At 56.7% G+C, this 18,266-nt stretch carries 17 protein-coding genes and 1 pseudogene; 5 read left to right on the forward strand and 13 right to left on the reverse strand.

The window, feature by feature from the left end:
• The first annotated feature begins 127 nt into the window (after positions 1 to 127).
• The 5 genes and pseudogenes from xsc to ACFOFO_RS02240 all read left to right on the forward strand — a co-directional run bounded on the left by xsc (position 128) and on the right by ACFOFO_RS02240 (position 6,617).
• Positions 128 to 1,902: pseudogene (xsc, locus tag ACFOFO_RS02220) on the forward strand (sulfoacetaldehyde acetyltransferase).
• Positions 1,903 to 2,107: 205 nt separating this feature from the next.
• A complete protein-coding gene (gene pta, locus ACFOFO_RS02225) occupies positions 2,108 to 3,112 on the forward strand; it encodes a phosphate acetyltransferase (RefSeq protein WP_390322904.1) in 1,005 nt (334 codons plus the stop codon).
• Between the two features lie 34 nt (positions 3,113 to 3,146).
• Positions 3,147 to 3,905: a TSUP family transporter gene (locus ACFOFO_RS02230; protein WP_390322903.1), complete on the forward strand. Its 759-nt coding sequence runs from the start codon at positions 3,147 to 3,149 to the stop codon at positions 3,903 to 3,905.
• A gap of 67 nt (positions 3,906 to 3,972) precedes the next feature.
• Positions 3,973 to 4,842: an NAD(P)-dependent oxidoreductase gene (locus ACFOFO_RS02235; RefSeq protein ID WP_390330721.1), complete on the forward strand. Its 870-nt coding sequence runs from the start codon at positions 3,973 to 3,975 to the stop codon at positions 4,840 to 4,842.
• A gap of 827 nt (positions 4,843 to 5,669) precedes the next feature.
• Entirely contained in the window at positions 5,670 to 6,617 is a 948-nt protein-coding gene (locus ACFOFO_RS02240; protein WP_390330722.1) for a YeiH family protein, read from the forward strand.
• Positions 6,618 to 7,031: 414 nt separating this feature from the next.
• Here the strand turns inward: ACFOFO_RS02240 and ACFOFO_RS02245 are convergent, their stop codons facing one another.
• From ACFOFO_RS02245 to ACFOFO_RS02305, 13 genes are all read right to left on the reverse strand, one after another.
• Positions 7,032 to 7,169, reverse strand: coding sequence for a hypothetical protein (locus tag ACFOFO_RS02245; RefSeq protein ID WP_390322901.1), 138 nt, complete (start codon positions 7,167 to 7,169; stop codon positions 7,032 to 7,034).
• A 68-nt stretch (positions 7,170 to 7,237) separates the two neighbouring features.
• Positions 7,238 to 8,179 carry an electron transfer flavoprotein subunit alpha/FixB family protein gene (locus ACFOFO_RS02250; protein WP_390322900.1) on the reverse strand — a complete coding sequence of 314 codons (942 nt, stop codon included), beginning with the start codon at positions 8,177 to 8,179 and terminating at the stop codon, positions 7,238 to 7,240.
• Between the two features lie 243 nt (positions 8,180 to 8,422).
• Entirely contained in the window at positions 8,423 to 9,172 is a 750-nt protein-coding gene (locus tag ACFOFO_RS02255; protein WP_390322899.1) for an electron transfer flavoprotein subunit beta/FixA family protein, read from the reverse strand.
• A gap of 116 nt (positions 9,173 to 9,288) precedes the next feature.
• The gene (locus ACFOFO_RS02260; protein WP_390322898.1) at positions 9,289 to 10,485 is read right to left on the reverse strand and encodes a 3-oxoadipyl-CoA thiolase; all 1,197 of its coding nucleotides are present in this window, start codon (positions 10,483 to 10,485) and stop codon (positions 9,289 to 9,291) included.
• Positions 10,486 to 10,560: 75 nt separating this feature from the next.
• Positions 10,561 to 10,992 (reverse strand): acyl-CoA thioesterase, encoded by a 432-nt coding sequence (locus tag ACFOFO_RS02265; RefSeq protein ID WP_390330724.1) that lies wholly within the window; start codon positions 10,990 to 10,992, stop codon positions 10,561 to 10,563.
• A gap of 176 nt (positions 10,993 to 11,168) precedes the next feature.
• Positions 11,169 to 12,356 carry an acyl-CoA dehydrogenase gene (locus tag ACFOFO_RS02270; protein ID WP_390330726.1) on the reverse strand — a complete coding sequence of 396 codons (1,188 nt, stop codon included), beginning with the start codon at positions 12,354 to 12,356 and terminating at the stop codon, positions 11,169 to 11,171.
• Positions 12,357 to 12,395: 39 nt separating this feature from the next.
• Positions 12,396 to 13,916, reverse strand: a complete 1,521-nt coding sequence (locus ACFOFO_RS02275) for a 3-hydroxyacyl-CoA dehydrogenase (RefSeq protein WP_390330727.1) — start codon at positions 13,914 to 13,916, stop codon at positions 12,396 to 12,398.
• Between the two features lie 24 nt (positions 13,917 to 13,940).
• On the reverse strand, positions 13,941 to 14,345 hold the full coding sequence (locus ACFOFO_RS02280) for a RidA family protein (protein ID WP_390322896.1): 405 nt from the start codon (positions 14,343 to 14,345) through the stop codon (positions 13,941 to 13,943).
• A 56-nt stretch (positions 14,346 to 14,401) separates the two neighbouring features.
• Positions 14,402 to 14,836, reverse strand: coding sequence for an acyl-CoA thioesterase (locus ACFOFO_RS02285; protein WP_390330729.1), 435 nt, complete (start codon positions 14,834 to 14,836; stop codon positions 14,402 to 14,404).
• Between the two features lie 13 nt (positions 14,837 to 14,849).
• Entirely contained in the window at positions 14,850 to 16,025 is a 1,176-nt protein-coding gene (locus ACFOFO_RS02290; protein WP_390322895.1) for an acyl-CoA dehydrogenase family protein, read from the reverse strand.
• Between the two features lie 9 nt (positions 16,026 to 16,034).
• Positions 16,035 to 16,889, reverse strand: coding sequence for an enoyl-CoA hydratase family protein (locus ACFOFO_RS02295; RefSeq protein ID WP_390330731.1), 855 nt, complete (start codon positions 16,887 to 16,889; stop codon positions 16,035 to 16,037).
• Positions 16,890 to 16,900: 11 nt separating this feature from the next.
• The gene (locus tag ACFOFO_RS02300; RefSeq protein WP_390322894.1) at positions 16,901 to 17,473 is read right to left on the reverse strand and encodes a MarR family winged helix-turn-helix transcriptional regulator; all 573 of its coding nucleotides are present in this window, start codon (positions 17,471 to 17,473) and stop codon (positions 16,901 to 16,903) included.
• Between the two features lie 10 nt (positions 17,474 to 17,483).
• Entirely contained in the window at positions 17,484 to 18,266 is a 783-nt protein-coding gene (locus tag ACFOFO_RS02305; protein ID WP_390330733.1) for an SDR family NAD(P)-dependent oxidoreductase, read from the reverse strand.

Consider the following 18,266-nt stretch of genomic DNA (forward strand, 5'->3'; position numbering starts at 1 on the left):
ATTGTACCGATATTTTGAGAATTCAGTTGACATTTGATTTATCAGGTCGTAAATTGTAATCTATCTTAAATATTGGAACTCACCGTACCATTTTCAATAACTCTATCACATCAGGAGACAAAATATTATGACCGATCATGTACAAGGGGCGAATCGCACGGTAACCGTTGGCCTGCAGAAGATGACCCCGTCCGAAGCGATGGTGGAAACCCTGGTGGCCAACGGCGTGACCGACATGTTCGGCATCATGGGGTCGGCCTTCATGGATGCGATGGATATTTTTGCGCCGGCCGGCATTCGCCTGATTCCGGTGGTGCACGAACAGGGTGGCGGCCACATGGCGGACGGCTACGCGCGCGTGTCCGGGCGCCATGGCGTGGTGATCGGCCAGAACGGCCCCGGCATCAGCAATTGCGTCACCGCCATTGCCGCCGCGTACTGGGCCCACAGCCCGGTAGTCATCATCACCCCGGAGACCGGCACCATGGGCATGGGCCTGGGCGGTTTCCAGGAAGCGAACCAGTTGCCGATGTTCGAAGAGTTCACCAAATACCAGGGGCATGTGACCAACCCGGCCCGCATGGCCGAGTTCACCGGCCGCTGCTTTGACCGCGCGATGTCGGAAATGGGCCCGACCCAGTTGAATATCCCGCGCGACTACTTCTACGGTGAAATCAAGGCCGAGATCCCGCAGCCGAGCCGTCTGGACCGTGGCCCGGGCGGCGAGAAGAGCCTCGACGATGCCGCCGCACTGCTGGCGGACGCCAAGTTCCCGGTCATCATCTCCGGCGGCGGCGTGGTGATGGGCGATGCGATCGAAGAATGCAAGGCCCTGGCCGAGCGCCTGGGCGCACCGGTCGTCAACAGTTATTTGCACAACGATTCGTTCCCGGCCAGCCACCCGCTGTGGACCGGCCCGCTCGGTTACCAGGGGTCCAAGGCGGCCATGAAGCTGATGGCGCAGGCCGACGTGGTGATCGCGCTCGGTTCGCGCCTGGGGCCTTTCGGTACCTTGCCGCAACACGGCATGGATTACTGGCCGAAGAATGCCAAGATCATCCAGATCGATGCCGATCACAAGATGCTGGGCCTGGTCAAGAAGATCTCGGTCGGTATCTGCGGCGACGCCAAGGCGGCCGCGACGGCGCTGACCCAGCGCCTGGCCGGCAAGACGCTGGCGTGCGACGCCACCCGTGCCGCGCGGGCAGCGACGATCCAGGCCGAGAAGGATGCCTGGGAGAAGGAGCTCGATGGCTGGACCCACGAGAAGGATCCGTTCAGCCTGGACATGATCGAAGAGCAGAAGCAGGAAAAAACGCCGTTCGGCGGCACCTACCTGCATCCGCGCCAGGTGTTGCGCGAACTGGAAAAGGCGATGCCGGACGATGTGATGGTATCGACCGATATCGGCAACATCAACTCGGTGGCCAACAGTTACCTGCGCTTCGAGAAGCCGCGCAGCTTCTTTGCGGCGATGAGCTTTGGCAATTGCGGCTATGCGTTCCCGACCATTATCGGCGCCAAGGTGGCGGCACCGCACCGTCCGGCGGTGTCGTATGCCGGTGATGGCGCCTGGGGCATGAGCCTGATGGAAACCATGACCTGCAGTGGGGTGCGGAGAAGAAGAACCAGGTGGACTTCTATAACCGCCGCTTCGTGGCCGGCGAACTGGAGAACCAGAGCTTTGCCGGGATTGCGAAAGCGATGGGGGCCGAGGGCATCGTGGTGGACAAGCTGGAAGACGTCGGACCGGCGCTCAAGAAAGCGATCGACCTGCAGATGAACCAGGGCAAGACCACCATCATCGAGATCATGTGCACCCGCGAGCTGGGCGATCCGTTCCGCCGCGACGCCCTCTCCAAGCCGGTCCGCCTGCTGGAAAAATACAAGGACTATGTCTGAAAATTGCATGCTGAAATGCACTAATCGGTAATGTGTACATCCCCGTACGTCCTCATGAGGCGTTGATTGCCGGAGCCGAGGTGCAAATCGCACTGAACGGTTCCGGCAATTTTTTTACCAGTGGCTGCACTGCCTATTCCTGTCGCTGCCGGACCGCATGGACAGCCCACCTGCTTTCTGGAAATTCACTTAGGAGCAAACACTCATGCAAGCCCTTCACCGCATCATCGAGCAGGCGTGTACTACCCCCAAAAAGATTGTACTGTGCGAAGGGGAAGATCCTCGCGTGCTACAAGCGGCGGCACGCGCCAGTCAGGAAGGGATCGCCGACATCACGGTCGTCGGCGATCGCGCCAAGATCCACGCGCTTGCCAGCGATCAGGGGATCGATCTAAGCCGGATTGAACTGCTCGACCCGGTCAATTCGGAATACACCGCGGATTTTGCCCAGGAGTTGTTTGCCTTGCGCCAAGCCAAAGGCATGACTCTGGAAGAAGCCGTAGCCAGGGTGCTGGACCCGCTCTGCTACGCCAACCTGATGGTGCGGCTCGGCTATGCCGACGGCTCGGTCGCCGGCGCCGTTCGCACCACCGCTGACGTGGTGCGCAATGCGATCCAGATTATCGGGGTAAAACCGACATTCAAACTGGTCTCCAGCTTTTTCTTGATGATGTTTTGCGAGCCTTTCCAGTCCTTCACGGGTGGCCTGATCTTTTCTGATTGCGCGCTGGTGGTGGACCCGACTGCAGAAGAACTGTCCGAGATCGCCATGGCCGCAGCCGACAGCGCGCGTCACCTCCTGATGGAAGAACCGCGGGTAGCAATGCTGTCGTTTTCAACCAGCGGAAGCGCTCACCATGCATCGGTCGACAAGGTGGTCGCCGCAACCAAGCGGGTAAAGGAGCTACGCCCCGGACTGGCGATCGATGGCGACATACAGCTCGATGCTGCGCTGGTGGCTGAAATTGCGCAGCGCAAGCTCAAGGAATCGGCGGTCAAGGGCAGAGCCAATGTGCTGATTTTTCCGAATCTGGATGCCGGCAATATTGGTTACAAGATGGCCGAGCGCGTCGGCGGCGCGGTGGCGATTGGACCATTGCTGCAAGGCTTGAAGAAGCCCGCCAACGACCTGTCGCGCGGTTGCAGCGCCGAGGATATCTTTAACGTCATCGCCGTCACGGTGGTGCAGGCGCAAACGGTGCACCATTGAAAAACACTGCCGCCCGCCGGACGGCAGTAGCGTGATGCACATGCATATACTCATCCCGTATCTGGCGGTGATCGCGGTCGCCACCTATTTCCAGACCGTCACCGGTTTTGGCTTGGGGATGATAGTAATGGGCGCGGCAAGCGGCCTGGAACTGGTTCCGGTAGCAACGATAGCGACCACCATTAGTCTCCTTTCGCTTGTCAATTGTGCGGTCGCGCTGCCCGGTACGCTGCACCATATCGATTGGCGCACCGCACGTACCGTGATCTACGGCATCGTGCCGTCGGTGATCGGGGGCGTGTTGCTGCTCAACTATCTGGGCGGTTCCGCGTCCCATGTCCTGAAGCTGCTGTTGGGGCTGGTCATCATCCATGGCGGCATCAGCGTCATGCTGAAAGTCACTCCCGACGAGCAGCCCTTGAGCAACGGCAGCTTCTTTTTCAGCGGTTTTTTTAGCGGTCTATTCTCTGGCATGTTCGGCATTGCCGGCCCGCCACTGGTGTATCAGTTCTATCGCCAGAAGATGGATCTGGTCAGCATCCGCTACAGCCTGATATTCCTGTTTGCCGTCACCGCCGGCATCCGTACGCTGTTCGTCGCCAGCCAGGGCGGACTCAGCCCGGAAATCGTGGCCCTCAGTCTTTCCGCATTGCCGGTGGTGGGCTTGGCTACGCTAGCGGGCAAACGTTATCCACCGCCATTGCGCTATCGCAGCATGCAATGCATCGCCTTTGCGGTGCTGATTGGAATCGGCTTGTCGTTGATGGTATCGGCCGCACAAAAACTGCTCTAGCGCCGACCGGAATCTATGCCACAATTTCAACCGGCAGATTGGATTGACCAATAACAAGGGGCTAAAAATGGCAAAAGTGGCATTTATTGGATTGGGCGTCATGGGCTTTTCCATGGCCGGGCATCTGGCAGCACGAGGTCATGCTGTGACGGTATTCAATCGCACACCGGCACGTTCGCAGTCGTGGCTGACAACGCATGCGGGGCGCAGCGCGGACACGCCGGCAGCGGCAGCGGAAGATGCCGAATTCGTGTTTACCTGCGTCGGCAACGACGCCGATCTCTTCCATGTGACACTGGGCCCGGACGGCGCGCTGGCACGCATGCGCCCGGGCAGCGTCTTGATCGACAACACCACATGCTCTGCCGAGGCGGCGCGCAAGCTAGACCAGGAGGCCAGCAAGCTGGGCATACACTTTCTGGATGCTCCCGTATCGGGGGGCCAGGCTGGCGCCGAAAATGGCAAGCTCACCGTGATGGTGGGCGGCGATGCAGAGGCATTCGCACGGGCCGAGCCGATCATCGCGTCCTATGCGCGCGCGGTGGTGCATATGGGCTTCGCCGGATCGGGGCAGCTGACCAAGATGGTGAACCAGATTTGCATTGCCGGAATGGTGCAGGCGCTGGCCGAAGGCTTGGCATTTGCTAAAAACGCAGGGCTGGACGGCGAGCGCGTGATCGATGCCATCTCCAAAGGAGCGGCGCAATCGTGGCAGATGGAAAACAGGGGGAAAACCATGCTGGCATCGCAATTCGACTTTGGCTTCGCAGTCGATCTGATGCGCAAGGATCTGGGTATCTGCCTGGAAGAGGCGCAACGCAACGGCAGCCAGCTGCCCGTCACCAGTCTGGTCGACCAGTATTATGCGGAAATACAAAAACTCGGTGGCGGAAATCTGGATACCTCCAGCCTGATGATGCTGGTGGATCGCCACTGAAATACGTACTGCGACTGGAGCGACCATCTTCAGTTGCAGGATCGTATCACCGGCGGCGGCCCGGCTTCAGCCCTGGCTGCGACCGCCCGCCTCGCCAGTGGCGGGCGCGGCGCAATAGGCAGCCGGCAGCCCGCCTGCCCTGCTCGCCTAAGCGGCTCTTGATCTGCAATCGCTGTTTTGCGCCGTAGCGTACCGAAAATCACCTTCGGGCAGATTTTACAGTGAGATAAATACTGGGGCGTGTATTTTTTAAGGGCCGCAATTACTATGCGGAAACATGGCGATTATTGCATATACTCCCTCCTCATCTGATATGGGTTAGCTAATATGCGACACTTCCGAATCCGCCCGCAGTGATCATCTCGTATTAGCAGGCAATTTTCAGCCTGAACCCGTCCGGCATCGCCACTCTCCCATACACACAAGCATTGAATTAACGCGTTATCGGAACAATTTGTTTCGATAACCATTAAAAAACATGTTCCCGCTCCCAATTACTGGTATATTATTAAATAACGATATGATTTGTATCGTTTTTTTATGAAATGCGCTCAAGCCTGATCGTTGGACGCATGCGAACGATGCGCGACTTTCTGCTGGCAACAGCGAAACGCGGGTCTGGCGGTCATGCGCATGAGGGCTGAGGTATTTCAGGTTAGTAAATTTCCGCATCTCAACCGGTAAGATCGACCTGACTCACAGCATGAAAAAGCATGCGTGTTGGTCCGCTCGCCCAGTGGGTCTTTATTATGCGCATCCCTTACTTAGCTTCCGTCGTCTCCACTTGGCATCCACATGCTGTCCGGCGGAACTGGCCAGGTGTGGCAGTGGCGATTGTCATCGCGATATCGGCAACCTTCATTTCCGCCAGTTACGGCGGTCCGCAATTACTCTACGCACTGTTCTTCGGCCTGGCATTTCACTTTCTGTCGGATGAACCAAATTGTCGGCCGGGCATTGATTTTTGCAGCAAAATTTTGCTCAGAACAGGCGTCGCCTTACTCGGCGTGCGCATCACCTTTGGGCAAATAGCATCGGTGGGTGTCACGCCACTGGTAATCGTCGTCTGCGGATTATTGGTGACGCTGGGGTTTGGTTATCTGTTGGCAAAATGGTTGAAGCGCCCGGCAACCGAAGGTCTGTTATCCGGGGGAGCGGTCGCCATTTGCGGCGCATCAGCAGCATTGGCAATTGCCGCTGTTTTACCGCAAAACAAGGAAAATGAAAAATTCACGCTCCTGACGGTGGTGGGGGTCACTACCCTGTCAACCTTGGCAATGATTGTGTACCCGCTGCTGGTAAAACTGTTTGGACTCGATCCCACCGAATCCGGGGTTTTCCTGGGCGGCACGATCCATGACGTGGCACAGGTGGTCGGCGCCGGTTACATAATATCGAACCACACCGGCGATGTCGCGACCTTCGTTAAACTGACGCGCGTAGCCTGTCTGGTGCCGGTGGTGCTGGGTCTGTCCATCGTCTTTAAAAGCAGGGATGGCAAAACCGAGCTGGATGCAGCGCCGTTGGTGCCATTTTTCCTGATTGGTTTTGTCGGGCTGGTGATTGCCAACAGCATGGGATTCATATCGCACGACGTTGGCGGCTGGATCAGCAATGCATCGCGCGCATGCCTGGTGACTGCCATCTCGGCGCTCGGCGTAAAGACTTCGTTTCAATCCCTGGTGTCGCTAGGCTGGCGTCCGGTAATCATGCTGGTAATGGAAACCGTGTGGATTGCGGCGTTCGTGGTAATCGCGCTGATGCTCGCCCGATAATAGACGCGGCACTCTCGCTACAAACGGGATGGGGTAGCGCGCACTGCAGCCAGTGAAAATCACGGCGCACGCAAGTCATCGCATTGGGTGCGGGCATTCCCGGCGCAGCGTTCTCCCGGTTTTTTGAACCACGCAGGGCACGATGTGGCCGTGATTGAACGCCTGCCGGGGGTTGTCGTACTTTTGGTGCAGATTGATACGGTTAGCCCAGAAATTAATCGACGAATCAACAACTTACAGTTTGCATAGAATTTCAAGTTGCTGTGATTTGTAACTCGTTGTTGCACAACGGTTTTTGGTCGCGCTCCGTGTCAATCTGCACCAAAAGTACGACAACCCCGGAAAGCAAGTTTTAGCAGCATGAAGTGTCAACGGAGGTTGCAGTCTTATATGCGGCCTGTTTGCGCAGGCGTTTCATCCTGCTGGCCCTGATGGCAACCGCTGCTCCTCCCGCAGCGCCGATGGATCGACGGTCAGATCAAACAGCGTGATGTGATCCGGCAAGTCGTCGTCAAGGATCGCTCTAACGATGTCTGGTGCCAGGGTAGTCACGTTGACCATCCTATCGAAAATTTGCGACGAAACCTTTATGGGCGGGGCTCCTTGCAAACCTGATCGATTTATCCGAGTTCATCCACGAGTTGCGGCACCAGCTCAAACAGATCCCCGACGATGCCATAGTCCGCTACCGAGAAGATCGGCGCTTCCGGGTCCTTATTGATCGCGACGATGGTCTTCGAGTCCTTCATCCCGGCCAGGTGCTGGATCGCGCCGGAAATGCCGACCGCGACATACAGCTGCGGCGCGACGATCTTGCCGGTCTGGCCAACTTGCCAGTCGTTCGGCACATAGCCGGCATCGACGGCGGCGCGGGAGGCCCCCATCGCGGCGCCGAGATTGTCGGCCAGCGGTTCCAGGATCTTGAAGTTGTCGGCGGAACCCATGCCGCGGCCACCGGAGACGATGACCTTGGCCGCGGTCAGTTCCGGGCGGTCGGACTTCGCGACTTCGCGCTCGACGAACACGGATTGGCCGGCATCGGCTACCGCAGCGACACTTTCCACGGCGGCAGAACCGCCGGTCGCCGCCGAGTCAAAACCGGTGGACCGCACGGTGATGACCTTGACCGCGTCGCTCGATTGCACGGTGGCGATCGCGTTGCCGGCATAGATCGGGCGCTCGAAGGTATCCGGTGCATCGACCTTGGTGATTTCCGAGATCTGGCCGACATCAAGCCTGGCGGCGACGCGCGGCAGGATGTTTTTGCCGTAGGCGGTGGCCGGCGCCAGGATGTGCGTGTAGTGTCCAGATGCGCCACCGGCCAGCGCCAGCACTTGTGCTGCGACATTTTCGGCCAGGCCGTCGGCAAACGCGGGGGCGTCGGCGACCAGCACTTTGGTGACGCCGGCGATGTGGGCGGCGGCTTCGGCTGCTGCACCACAGTGGTGGCCGGCGACCAGCAGATGGACCTCGCCCCCGCATTGGATGGCGGCGGTGACGGTATGCAGGGTGCTTCCTTTTAACGAAGCGTTGTCGTGTTCAGCGATGACGAGTACGGTCATGATGGGTTCCTCATTTGATGGCAATGGAGGCCTAGCCGCCGGTTGTGTTGATTGGTAAGTTATGTCGGACTCAGCGAATGTTCCGCGGTTGTTCAGAGAATCGCCAGCCCAACCGAAGCCGTATCTGCTCTATATCCGGCAACGGTTCGCGGTTGGCCCTGCGTTCGCTCAAACATTCCCTGACTTGCTGCTTGGTTGGTTGATTGATCCTGTCCCTCGCTTTATTCACCATGTTCGAAAGCGTTAAATGACTTTTGCTTCGTTCCTGAGCTTGGACACCAGCGTCGCGACATCCGGCACTTTGATCCCGGCGCTGCGCTTCGGTGGCTCGACCACTTTCAGCGTCTTCAGGCGCGAGCTAACATCGACGCCCAGATCGGCTGGCTTGACGACGTCCAGCGGCTTCTTCTTGGCCTTCATGATGTTCGGCAGCGTCACGTAACGCGGCTCGTTCAGGCGCAAGTCGGTGGTGATGATGGCCGGCAGCGTCAGCGCCAACGTTTCCAGGCCGCCGTCGACTTCCCGAGTGACGGTGACCTTGCCGTCTTCCAGCACCACTTTCGAGGCGAAGGTGGCTTGCGGCCAGCCCAGCAGCGCGGCCAGCATTTGGCCGGTCTGGTTGCAATCGTCGTCGATCGCTTGCTTGCCGAGGATGATCAGCTGCGGTTGCTCCTTGTCGGCCAGCGCTTTGAGCAGCTTGGCGACCGCCAGTGGCTGCAGCTCGGCGTCGGTCTCGACCAGGATGGCGCGGTCGGCGCCGATCGCCATCGCAGTGCGCAGGGTTTCCTGGCATTGCGTGACGCCGCACGAGACCGCCACCACTTCAGTGACCTTGCCGGCCTCTTTCAGGCGCATCGCTTCTTCCAGCGCGATCTCGTCGAACGGATTCATCGACATTTTGACGTTGGCGATATCCACGCCGCTGCCGTCCGTTTTGACGCGCACCTTGACGTTGTAGTCCACCACGCGTTTGACTGGGACCAAGACTTTCATTAACCGCTCCATTTAAAAAAAGCAGGCCTAACTTATAGGCCTGAAAAACAACCTATGGAGACAATAGGCCGTAGAACACTCTAAAATAAGAACTCAAAAAATTCGTTGTTTTCGATCTAAACCCGCTCGATAACAAGTGCAATCCCTTGTCCCACACCAATACACAAACTAACCACCGCGTATCGTCCCGCCGTCCGGTGAAGTTGTCTCGCAGCCGTTAGCACCAGCCGTGCGCCCGAGGCGCCTAGCGGATGACCAACTGCAATTGCGCCACCATTCGGATTGATTCGTGAATCATGGAAGTCGAGCCCAAGAAGTTTTAGACAACCCAGCACTTGTACTGCAAATGCCTCATTAATTTCGATAACGTCCATATCGGACAGTTTCAGTCCAGCTCTTTGGAGCGCTTTCGGAATCGCGTAGGCCGGTCCAACCCCCATTACTCGCGGTTCGACTCCCGTTACTGCGGCAGCAAGCAAACGTGCCATCGGCGCGCGTTTCAATCGCTTGCCACTGGCTTCATTTCCTAACAGTAGCAATGCCGCACCGTCATTTATCCCAGAAGCATTGCCAGCGGTAACGACACCGCTTATATGAAGAGGCTTTAGCTGGCTTAAAGCGCCAAGATCACTTTCCGGACGAGGGTGTTCATCTTTTAAAATGATCTCTCTCTTTTTACGTGTGACGACGGTGGTCGGAGCGATTTCATCGTTAAAAAAATCATCGACGACTGCGCGATGAAATTTCGATTGTGACGATGCGGCAAACCGGTCCGCTTCGTCCCGTGTAAGACCAAGGTCTACAGCTATGTTGTCTGCGGTCTGCGGCATAGTTGGATCACCGTAGCATGCAACAATGTTCGGGTTCGGAAAGCGTGAGCCAATGGTTGAATCGAAAAGATGCAGATCTCGACCAAATGGATTGTCGGACTTGGCAAACACAAACGGCGCTCGGCTCATGCTTTCGACGCCTCCCGCAAGGAATATATCGCCTTCATTTGTTTTGATTGCGCGTGCGGCATCGATGACGGCCGCCAGGCCGCTGCCACACAAGCGGTTGACGGTTTGCCCTCCAACCGAAATTGGCAAGCCAGAGGCAAGTACGGCGTGTCTGGCGACATTACGTGCGTCTTCGCCCGCCTGGTTGGCGCAACCTAAAATCAAATCTTCGATCTCATGGCCATCGATATCCGATCTTGTAATCAGCGCTTGCGCTAACCCCGCTGCCAAGTCGTCTGGACGTATGCGAGAGAGGGCACCGGCATAGCGACCAAAGGGTGTGCGCAAGCCATCGTAGAGATAAGCATTATTCATGCTTCACCTGTCATCGGAAGTTCTTGCGTAGCCGACAATAATTTAGTCTGGAGAATATTCATTGAAATATTTTTGTCAGTTCAACATTGCGAATCGCTGGAGCTGAGTTTGCAGGTCCAGTGGAAGGGGAACCGATTGATTGGTATCCAACGAGGTGGTCATCAATGTTTTACGGGCGAAGACACGCAGTTCATTGTCGGTGTGACAGATCATCTCCAGTGAAAAGGAATTCAAGCCAATTTCGCTCACGCCCAGACCTAACATTACCTTCTCACCCATTTTGCTCGGTGCTTTGAAATCACATTCGAGCTTGACGATCAGCAAGCCTATTCTGCGCTGGCCTATGAATTTTGCGTAGTTCATGCACAGGCATTGATTGAACCAGTCTTCAACGTGCTGGTTGAACAGGACGAGGTACTGCGGAAAGAAGACGATACCTGCCGGATCGCAATGCGAGAACCTGATCAATACATCGCGCTCAAAACTCGGATGTAGATTATTGGACATTCCTTACACTCCACGAAAACGGTACCAATGTCGATCAGTCGCAAAAGGCTCGTCGTCTTGTATCAAACCACTTGCATTCGTTGATTTGCATCAAAAGGGGGCTTCAATCGATTGCAGCCGTCGGTCCGAAGATGATCGGTGAAAAGTCTGTAATCTGCATCCGAGCCGTCGCCAGCTCAATTGGCAAACGCGGCGATCCCGGTCTGTGCGCGGCCCAGGATCAGCGCATGAACATCATGTGTGCCTTCATAGGTATTGACGACTTCCAGGTTGACCATGTGACGGATCACGCCAAACTCATCGGAAATGCCATTGCCGCCCAGCATGTCACGTGCGGTGCGTGCGATCTCGAGCGACTTACCGCACGAGTTGCGCTTCATCATCGACGTAATTTCTACCGCTGCAGTGCCAGCGTCTTTCATGCGACCAAGACACAGGCAGCCTTGCAGCGCCAGCGTGATTTCAGTTTGCATGTCAGCCAGTTTTTTCTGGATCAATTGATTTGCCGCCAGCGGCCGGCCGAACTGCTTGCGGTCGAGCACGTACTGGCGCGCACGGTGCCAGCAGTCTTCGGCCGCGCCCAATGCGCCCCAGGCGATGCCGAAGCGTGCCGAGTTCAGACAAGTGAATGGGCCTTTCAAACCCTCCACATGCGGCATCAGATTTTCTTCCGGCACAAACACCTCATCCATCACAATTTCACCGGTGATCGATGCACGCAAGCCGACCTTGCCATGAATGGCCGGTGCTGATAAGCCTTTCCAGCCTTTTTCGAGGATGAAGCCGCGGATTTTGCCATCGTCGGTCTTCCCCCACACCACGAACACATCGGCGATCGGGCTATTGGTAATCCACATCTTCGCACCGGAAAGCGCGTAACCACCGGACACCGTTTTCGCCCGCGTCTCCATGCTGCCGGGGTCGGAGCCGTGGTTGGGCTCGGTCAGGCCGAAGCAACCTATCCATTCGCCGGAAGCGAGCTTGGGTAGATATTTCTGCTTCTGCGCTTCCGTACCGAATTCATTGATCGGCACCATCACCAGTGACGATTGCACACTCATCATCGAGCGGTAACCGGAATCGACACGCTCCACTTCGCGCGCAATCAAGCCATAACTAACGTAGTTCAGACCGGAGCCGCCGTACTCTGTCGGTATCGTGGCTCCCAGCAGGCCGAGTTCACCCATCTCGCGAAAGATCGCCGGATCGGTCTTCTCGTGGCGGAAGGCTTCCAATACGCGTGGTGCGAGTTTGTCTGCACAATAGGCTTGTGCCGCGTCGCGCACCATGCGCTCATCGTCGGTCAACTGGGTATTCAATAACAGCGGGTCGTCCCAGTGGAAAGAGGCTTTAGCGTGTGCCATGTGAATCTCCTGAATATGTGAACTTGATATGATTAAAAATCAATTGCGTGAATGACGTAACGACAAACCCAATTGCGCACGTCGGATCAACCAGGGACTCGCCCGATAACGCGGGTCACCGGTTGATTGATACAGATTTTTCAATATGATCAGCACACGACGCGCACCGATATGATCCCCCCAAGCCAGCGGCCCGCGCGGATAAGCCAAGCCTAACTCAACCGCGCAATCGAGATCCTCCGGCGTGCAGATCCCTTGCTGCACGATGTCGCAACCGATGTTGACGATGGTGGCCAATACCCGCTGCACGATAAAACCGTAGCTATCCTGCATTAGTGTGACGGCTTGTCCGCTCTGTGCCAACAATGCCTGTGCCTGTTGCGCCAGCGCCTTATCGGTCGCCGGATTGCTCATCAGCGTCAAACGCCCACAGCAATCCGTCAGCGTGTCGATGCCGATCGTTCGCTGTGCATCAAGCCCTTCGCGCGCCACACAGGTGCTGACGTCTTCGCCCAGAGGGGTAACCAAACAGAGCGCCATGGCAGAAGGTTTTTCACCTGTTTCAATGACTGCGCCACAGCGTGTCAGTAAAGCCGATAGTTGTGCCGTGGTTTGGGCATCCGCACTGGCAACCCAGACCGTCCCAGACCATGGATGCACCTGACTATCGGCCGGCCTGGCCTGATCTTTGAGCATCGTGCCATTCTCATATCTGTAGAATCCACGACCACTCTTGCGTCCCAGCAAACCGGCACTCAGACGTTGCGCAGTGATGACACTGGGGCGATAACGTGGCTCCTGATAATACTGCTGGTAAATCGACTCCATCACTGGATGCGATACATCGAGTGCGGTTAAATCCAATAATTCGAACGGCCCCAAGCGAAATCCGGCGGCCTCGCGCATGACTTCATCGACTTGCGAAAAATCTGCTGCGGTCTCTTGGACAATCCGTAGTGCTTCAGTCAGATAGCCCCGTCCCGCATGGTTGACAATGAAGCCGGGCGTATCCTTGGCGCGCACCGGCTTATGGCCAATCCTGATGGCAAAGTCGACCAGGGATTGCGCGACATGTTCAGCGGTGAGTACACCGGAAATGACCTCGACCACCTTCATCAACGGAACTGGATTGAAGAAATGAAAGCCGGCGACTCGCTCAGGATGCGTGGTAGCGGCAGCAATGGCCGTCACCGATAGCGATGAGGTATTGCTCGCAAAGATGCAATCAGGCCCGACAATGACTTCCAGGCAACGCAGCAATTCGCGCTTAATGTCGAGTTTTTCGACGATAGCCTCAATCACGATATGGCAGTTCGCAAAGCCATCCAGCGAATCGAGCGGCACTATGCCATTGATGGCGGCAGCCACCACGGATTCGGCCAACTTGCCCTTTTCCTGTAATTTGCGCAATTGCAGCGCAATGGCATCACATGCATTATCGGCCGCGCCAGCTTGCATATCGTATAACTTGACCTGCACGCCTGCCAGCGCGGCAATCTGTGCGATGCCGCGCCCCATCGCCCCGGCACCGACGATACCCAGGATAGAGGGTGTGTTCATAGGGATAGACTGCATGGCGCGTGCTTATTCAAGTACAAGCGCAGGTACAACTGCAGTCACTTCGATCTCAACTCGCGCCTGATCTTCAATCAGCGCGACTACCTGCACTGCCGTCATGGTCGGGAAATGCCGTCCGATGACTTCTCGATAGGCGATGCCGATTTCCTTGTAGGCTGCGACGTATTCTTTTTTGTCCACCACGTACCAGGTCATGCGCACGATATGTTCCGGCAGGGCATTGGCTTCTGCCAGCACCTCCACAATATTCAGGAGTGCTTGCCGTACCTGACCGGCAAAATTCTCAGTATGGAATTGTCCTTCCCTATCCCATCCGATCATGCCACTGACAAAAATACACCGTCCAGTGGCAGCGATACCGTTGGAATACCCTTTGGCGCGTGCCCAGCCTTGTGGTTGCAGGAAGTCCATGATGTTGCCTTTCTCACTTGATTTATGGTGTGTCATTGTGCTTTTTACTGTGTTTGTTACTGTGTGACGCAAAACCTTGCGATACGGGTGCGCAACGCTTCTGGCAGGCTCACCGCGCTGCGTTTGTGCAAATCTAGCAAAACCAGCACCAGCGTGCAACGCACACGATCTGCGCCGTCCGGCCCCAATAAACGGATGCCTAGAGTGATGGAGGTAGCGCCAAATTTTCGAACTTGCAACTCGGCACACAAGGTCTCGCCAAGTTCACTGGCAGCGACAAAATCGGTCTCGATGTGTACCGTCGGCAAGCCCAGGCCTTGCTCCATGTGCAAGGCACGAAAACTGTGCTCCAAGCCCACCGCGCACCAGTCTTCCACCAGGTTGTTGAACATTTCAAAATAACGCGGATAAAAGACGATGCCGGCCGGATCGCAATCTCCAAAGCGCACCAATATGCTGGTCCTGAAAACAGGGTCAAAGGAAGATGTCATGAGGCCAGCCTGGTCAAACGGAAGGGCTCGTCACCTCACGCAACAATTCGCGTGCGATGATCAATTGCTGTACCTCGCTCGCACCCTCATAGATGCGTAAGGAACGGATCTCTCGATACAGCCGTTCGACCGGTTGTTCGCTGACCACACCCAGGCCACCGAACATCTGGACCGCAGCATCGATCACCTGCTGCGCAGTTTCGGTCGCTGTCAGCTTCGCCATCGCCGCTTCTTTCGTGACGCGTTCACCTTGATCACGCAGCCAGGCCGCACGATAAGTGAGAAGCGCGGCAGCATCGATACCTGTTGCCATTTGCGCCAATTTGGCCTGTGTCAGCTGGAAATCCGCCAAGGTATGACCGAACATCTTGCGTGACGTTGTGCGTTGCAAAGCCTCATCCAGCGCCCGTCGTGCAAACCCGAGTGCAGCAGCGGCCACTGAAGTGCGGAAAATATCCAGCGTCGCCATCGCGACCTTGAAGCCCTGCCCCGGCTCACCCAGACGGTGAGCGACAGGAACGCGGCAATTCACAAACTTGATGCGGGCCAAGGGATGCGGCGCGATCACGTCGATACGCTCGGCAATCTCGAACCCCGGCGTGTCGGCTTCGACGATGAAGGCAGAAATTCCGCGCGCGCCCAGTGCTTCACCGGTACGAGCGAACACCACATACAGGTCGGCGATGCCGCCATTGGAAATCCAGGTTTTTTCACCATTCAACACATAGTGATCGCCGTCCGGTCGCGCCGCACATTGCATGGCAGCGACATCCGAACCTGCTTCCGGCTCGGACAGGGCAAACGCCGCGATCGCATCGCCGCTTGCGACGCGCGGAAGAAATTGCCTCTTATTGGCTTCGCTGCCGAATAGCGTGATCGCACCGGAACCCAGACCTTGCATGGCAAAAGCGAAATCCGCTAAACCGGAATGACGTGCCAGCGTCTCGCGTATCAGACAGACGGCACGTGTATCGATGGCGTCACTGTTGCCACCGTAAGCGATACCACCGACCGCATGTTTAAGCCAGCCGGCATCCCCCAACTGCCGCACAAGATGGCGGCAGGCGGCATCCACATCCTTGTCATGCGGTTGAGAGATATTCCTGCTCGCCCATGCATCCAGTGCATGCTCCAGCGCACGATGCTGCGGGTCAAGAAAGGGCCAGTTCAAATAATTTTTATCTGTCATGATATTTTCTCAATCGCCTTCAAATACCGGCTTTTTCTTAGCAACAAAAGCATGGTACGCACGATGAAAATCGTTGGTTGCCATACAGATGGCTTGCGCTTGCGCCTCCGCCTCGATCGCTTCATCCACCCCCATATTCCATTCCTGCTGCATCATTTTCTTGGTCATCCCATGGGCAAAGGTGGGGCCATGTGCCAGCTCATATGCAAATACCTGGGCATCGGTCAACATCGCTTCCGGTATGCAAAGACGGTTGAAAAATCCCCAGCGCTCCGCCTCTTCACCACCCATGCTGCGCCCCGTATACAGTAACTCTGACGCGCGTCCCTGGCCGATCACGCGCGGCAATAGCGCGCACGCGCCCATATCGCAACCAGCCAACCCGACACGCGTGAACAGGAATGCGGTCTTGCTGCGCTCGGTACCAAAGCGGATATCGGAAGCCAATGCCAGCAAGGCACCTGCACCTGCGCATATGCCGTCTATCGCAGCGATCACCGGCTGCGGACAGGCGCGCATCGCCTTCACCAGATCACCTGTCATGCGCGTAAAAGCCAGCAGCCCTGGCATATCGAGTTTGGTGAGCGGGCCGATGATGTCATGCACGTCACCGCCAGAGCAGAAGTTGTCGCCGGCACCGACGATGACGACAGCCTTCACATCCTCCGCATAGGTCAGGTTACGGAACAGATCACGCAACTCCGCATAGGAATCGAAGGTCAACGGATTCTTACGTTCAGGGCGGTTGAGAGTCAGTGTTGCTACGCCCTCCTTCACATCGAAACGAAAATGCCGTGCCTGATAACGCGACAAGGCATCTCTGTTGCCGGGCAAGTTCTGTGGTTCACCTGGTAAATAACGCATGGCTCTCTTCCTTATTCCCGATCTTCGGCGGTGGGCTCATTCAAATGCTGCTTCACTTGCGACAGCAACCGGATCAATTTTTCTTTATCCTGCCCGGAGATGCCACTCAGCTGTTCCGCAATCCAGCCCTCATGCACGGAGGCCATGCGCTTGAAGGCACGGCGTCCTTCCGCAGTGAGCTTGACGCTGTAGGCACGACGATCCTTTGGATCCGGAACCCGCATCACCAGATTTTCCTGTTCCAACTGATCGGTAATCCCGGTGATATTGCCGCCAGTGACCATCATCCGCTTGGACAATTCCCCCATGCGTAACCCGTCCGGATGACGCTCCAGTTGCGCCATCAAGTCGAAGCGCGGCAAGGTAATCCCGAACTCCGTACGCAAACGGGTACGAATTTCACCCTCAATCAATGCGGTGCAAGACAGCATACGCAGCCACAACCTCAAGGATTGATGATGGTCTTGCGTCAAGCGCGTTTCCATATCAAATACTTGTGCCGATTCCGGTTGCTGCACAGGCGCTTTGGCGTCGCTCTTGCCTGCAATTTTGAGGTCTGGTTTCTTTGCTACTTGCTTTGTCATTTTTAATCCTTCACATTACTTCACCGCCAGCCACCGCCAGCGCTTGTCCATTCATTGCAGCCGACCCAGGCAAACACAGCCAGGCGACGGCATTGGCCACCTCATCGGGTTGCACCAGTCTTTTCTGCGGATTGCGTGCGGCCAGCTCGGCCCGCGCCTGATCCTCGCTGCGCTGTGTTTTGGCAACGATATTGGCGACCGCCTGGCTGACGATATCGGTCTCCGTATAGCCGGGACAGACCGCATTGACGGTAATGCCCTTGGTCGCCAGCTCCAACGCCAGCGCACGCGTCAAGCCGATCACGCCATGCTTGGCTGCGCAGTATGCCGCTACATAGCTGTATCCGGTCAGACCGGCGGTACTGACGACATTCACGATACGGCCCCACCCCGCCTCTAGCATGGCGGGCAGTGCTGCCTGCGTGCAGTGGAATGTTCCGGTCAAATTTACCGACAGCATTTGCTGCCACAAGGCCTCATCAGTTTTTGCGAATGGTGCGGAGCTCGCTTGCCCGGCATTGTTGACTAAAATGTCGATGCGACCAAAACGTTCAACCGCACGCGCAAATGCAGTCGCTACTGACGCCGACGAGGTGATATCCGCCGTGACATAGTCCAACTCACCTGACGCCTTGTGTTCCTGAACGGTCTTGGCCAATACCTCTGCATTGCGTCCCAGCAGCGTCACGCGCGCGCCATGCATCAACAACGCACTCACAATCGCGGCCCCTATCCCACGACCGCCCCCGGTCACGAGCGCGTGTTTGCCTGTCAGCGCTTTATCGGATGACAT

Source organism: Pseudundibacterium arcticum, assembly GCF_042646465.1.
GTDB classification, from domain to species: domain Bacteria; phylum Pseudomonadota; class Gammaproteobacteria; order Burkholderiales; family Burkholderiaceae_D; genus Undibacterium_A; species Undibacterium_A arcticum.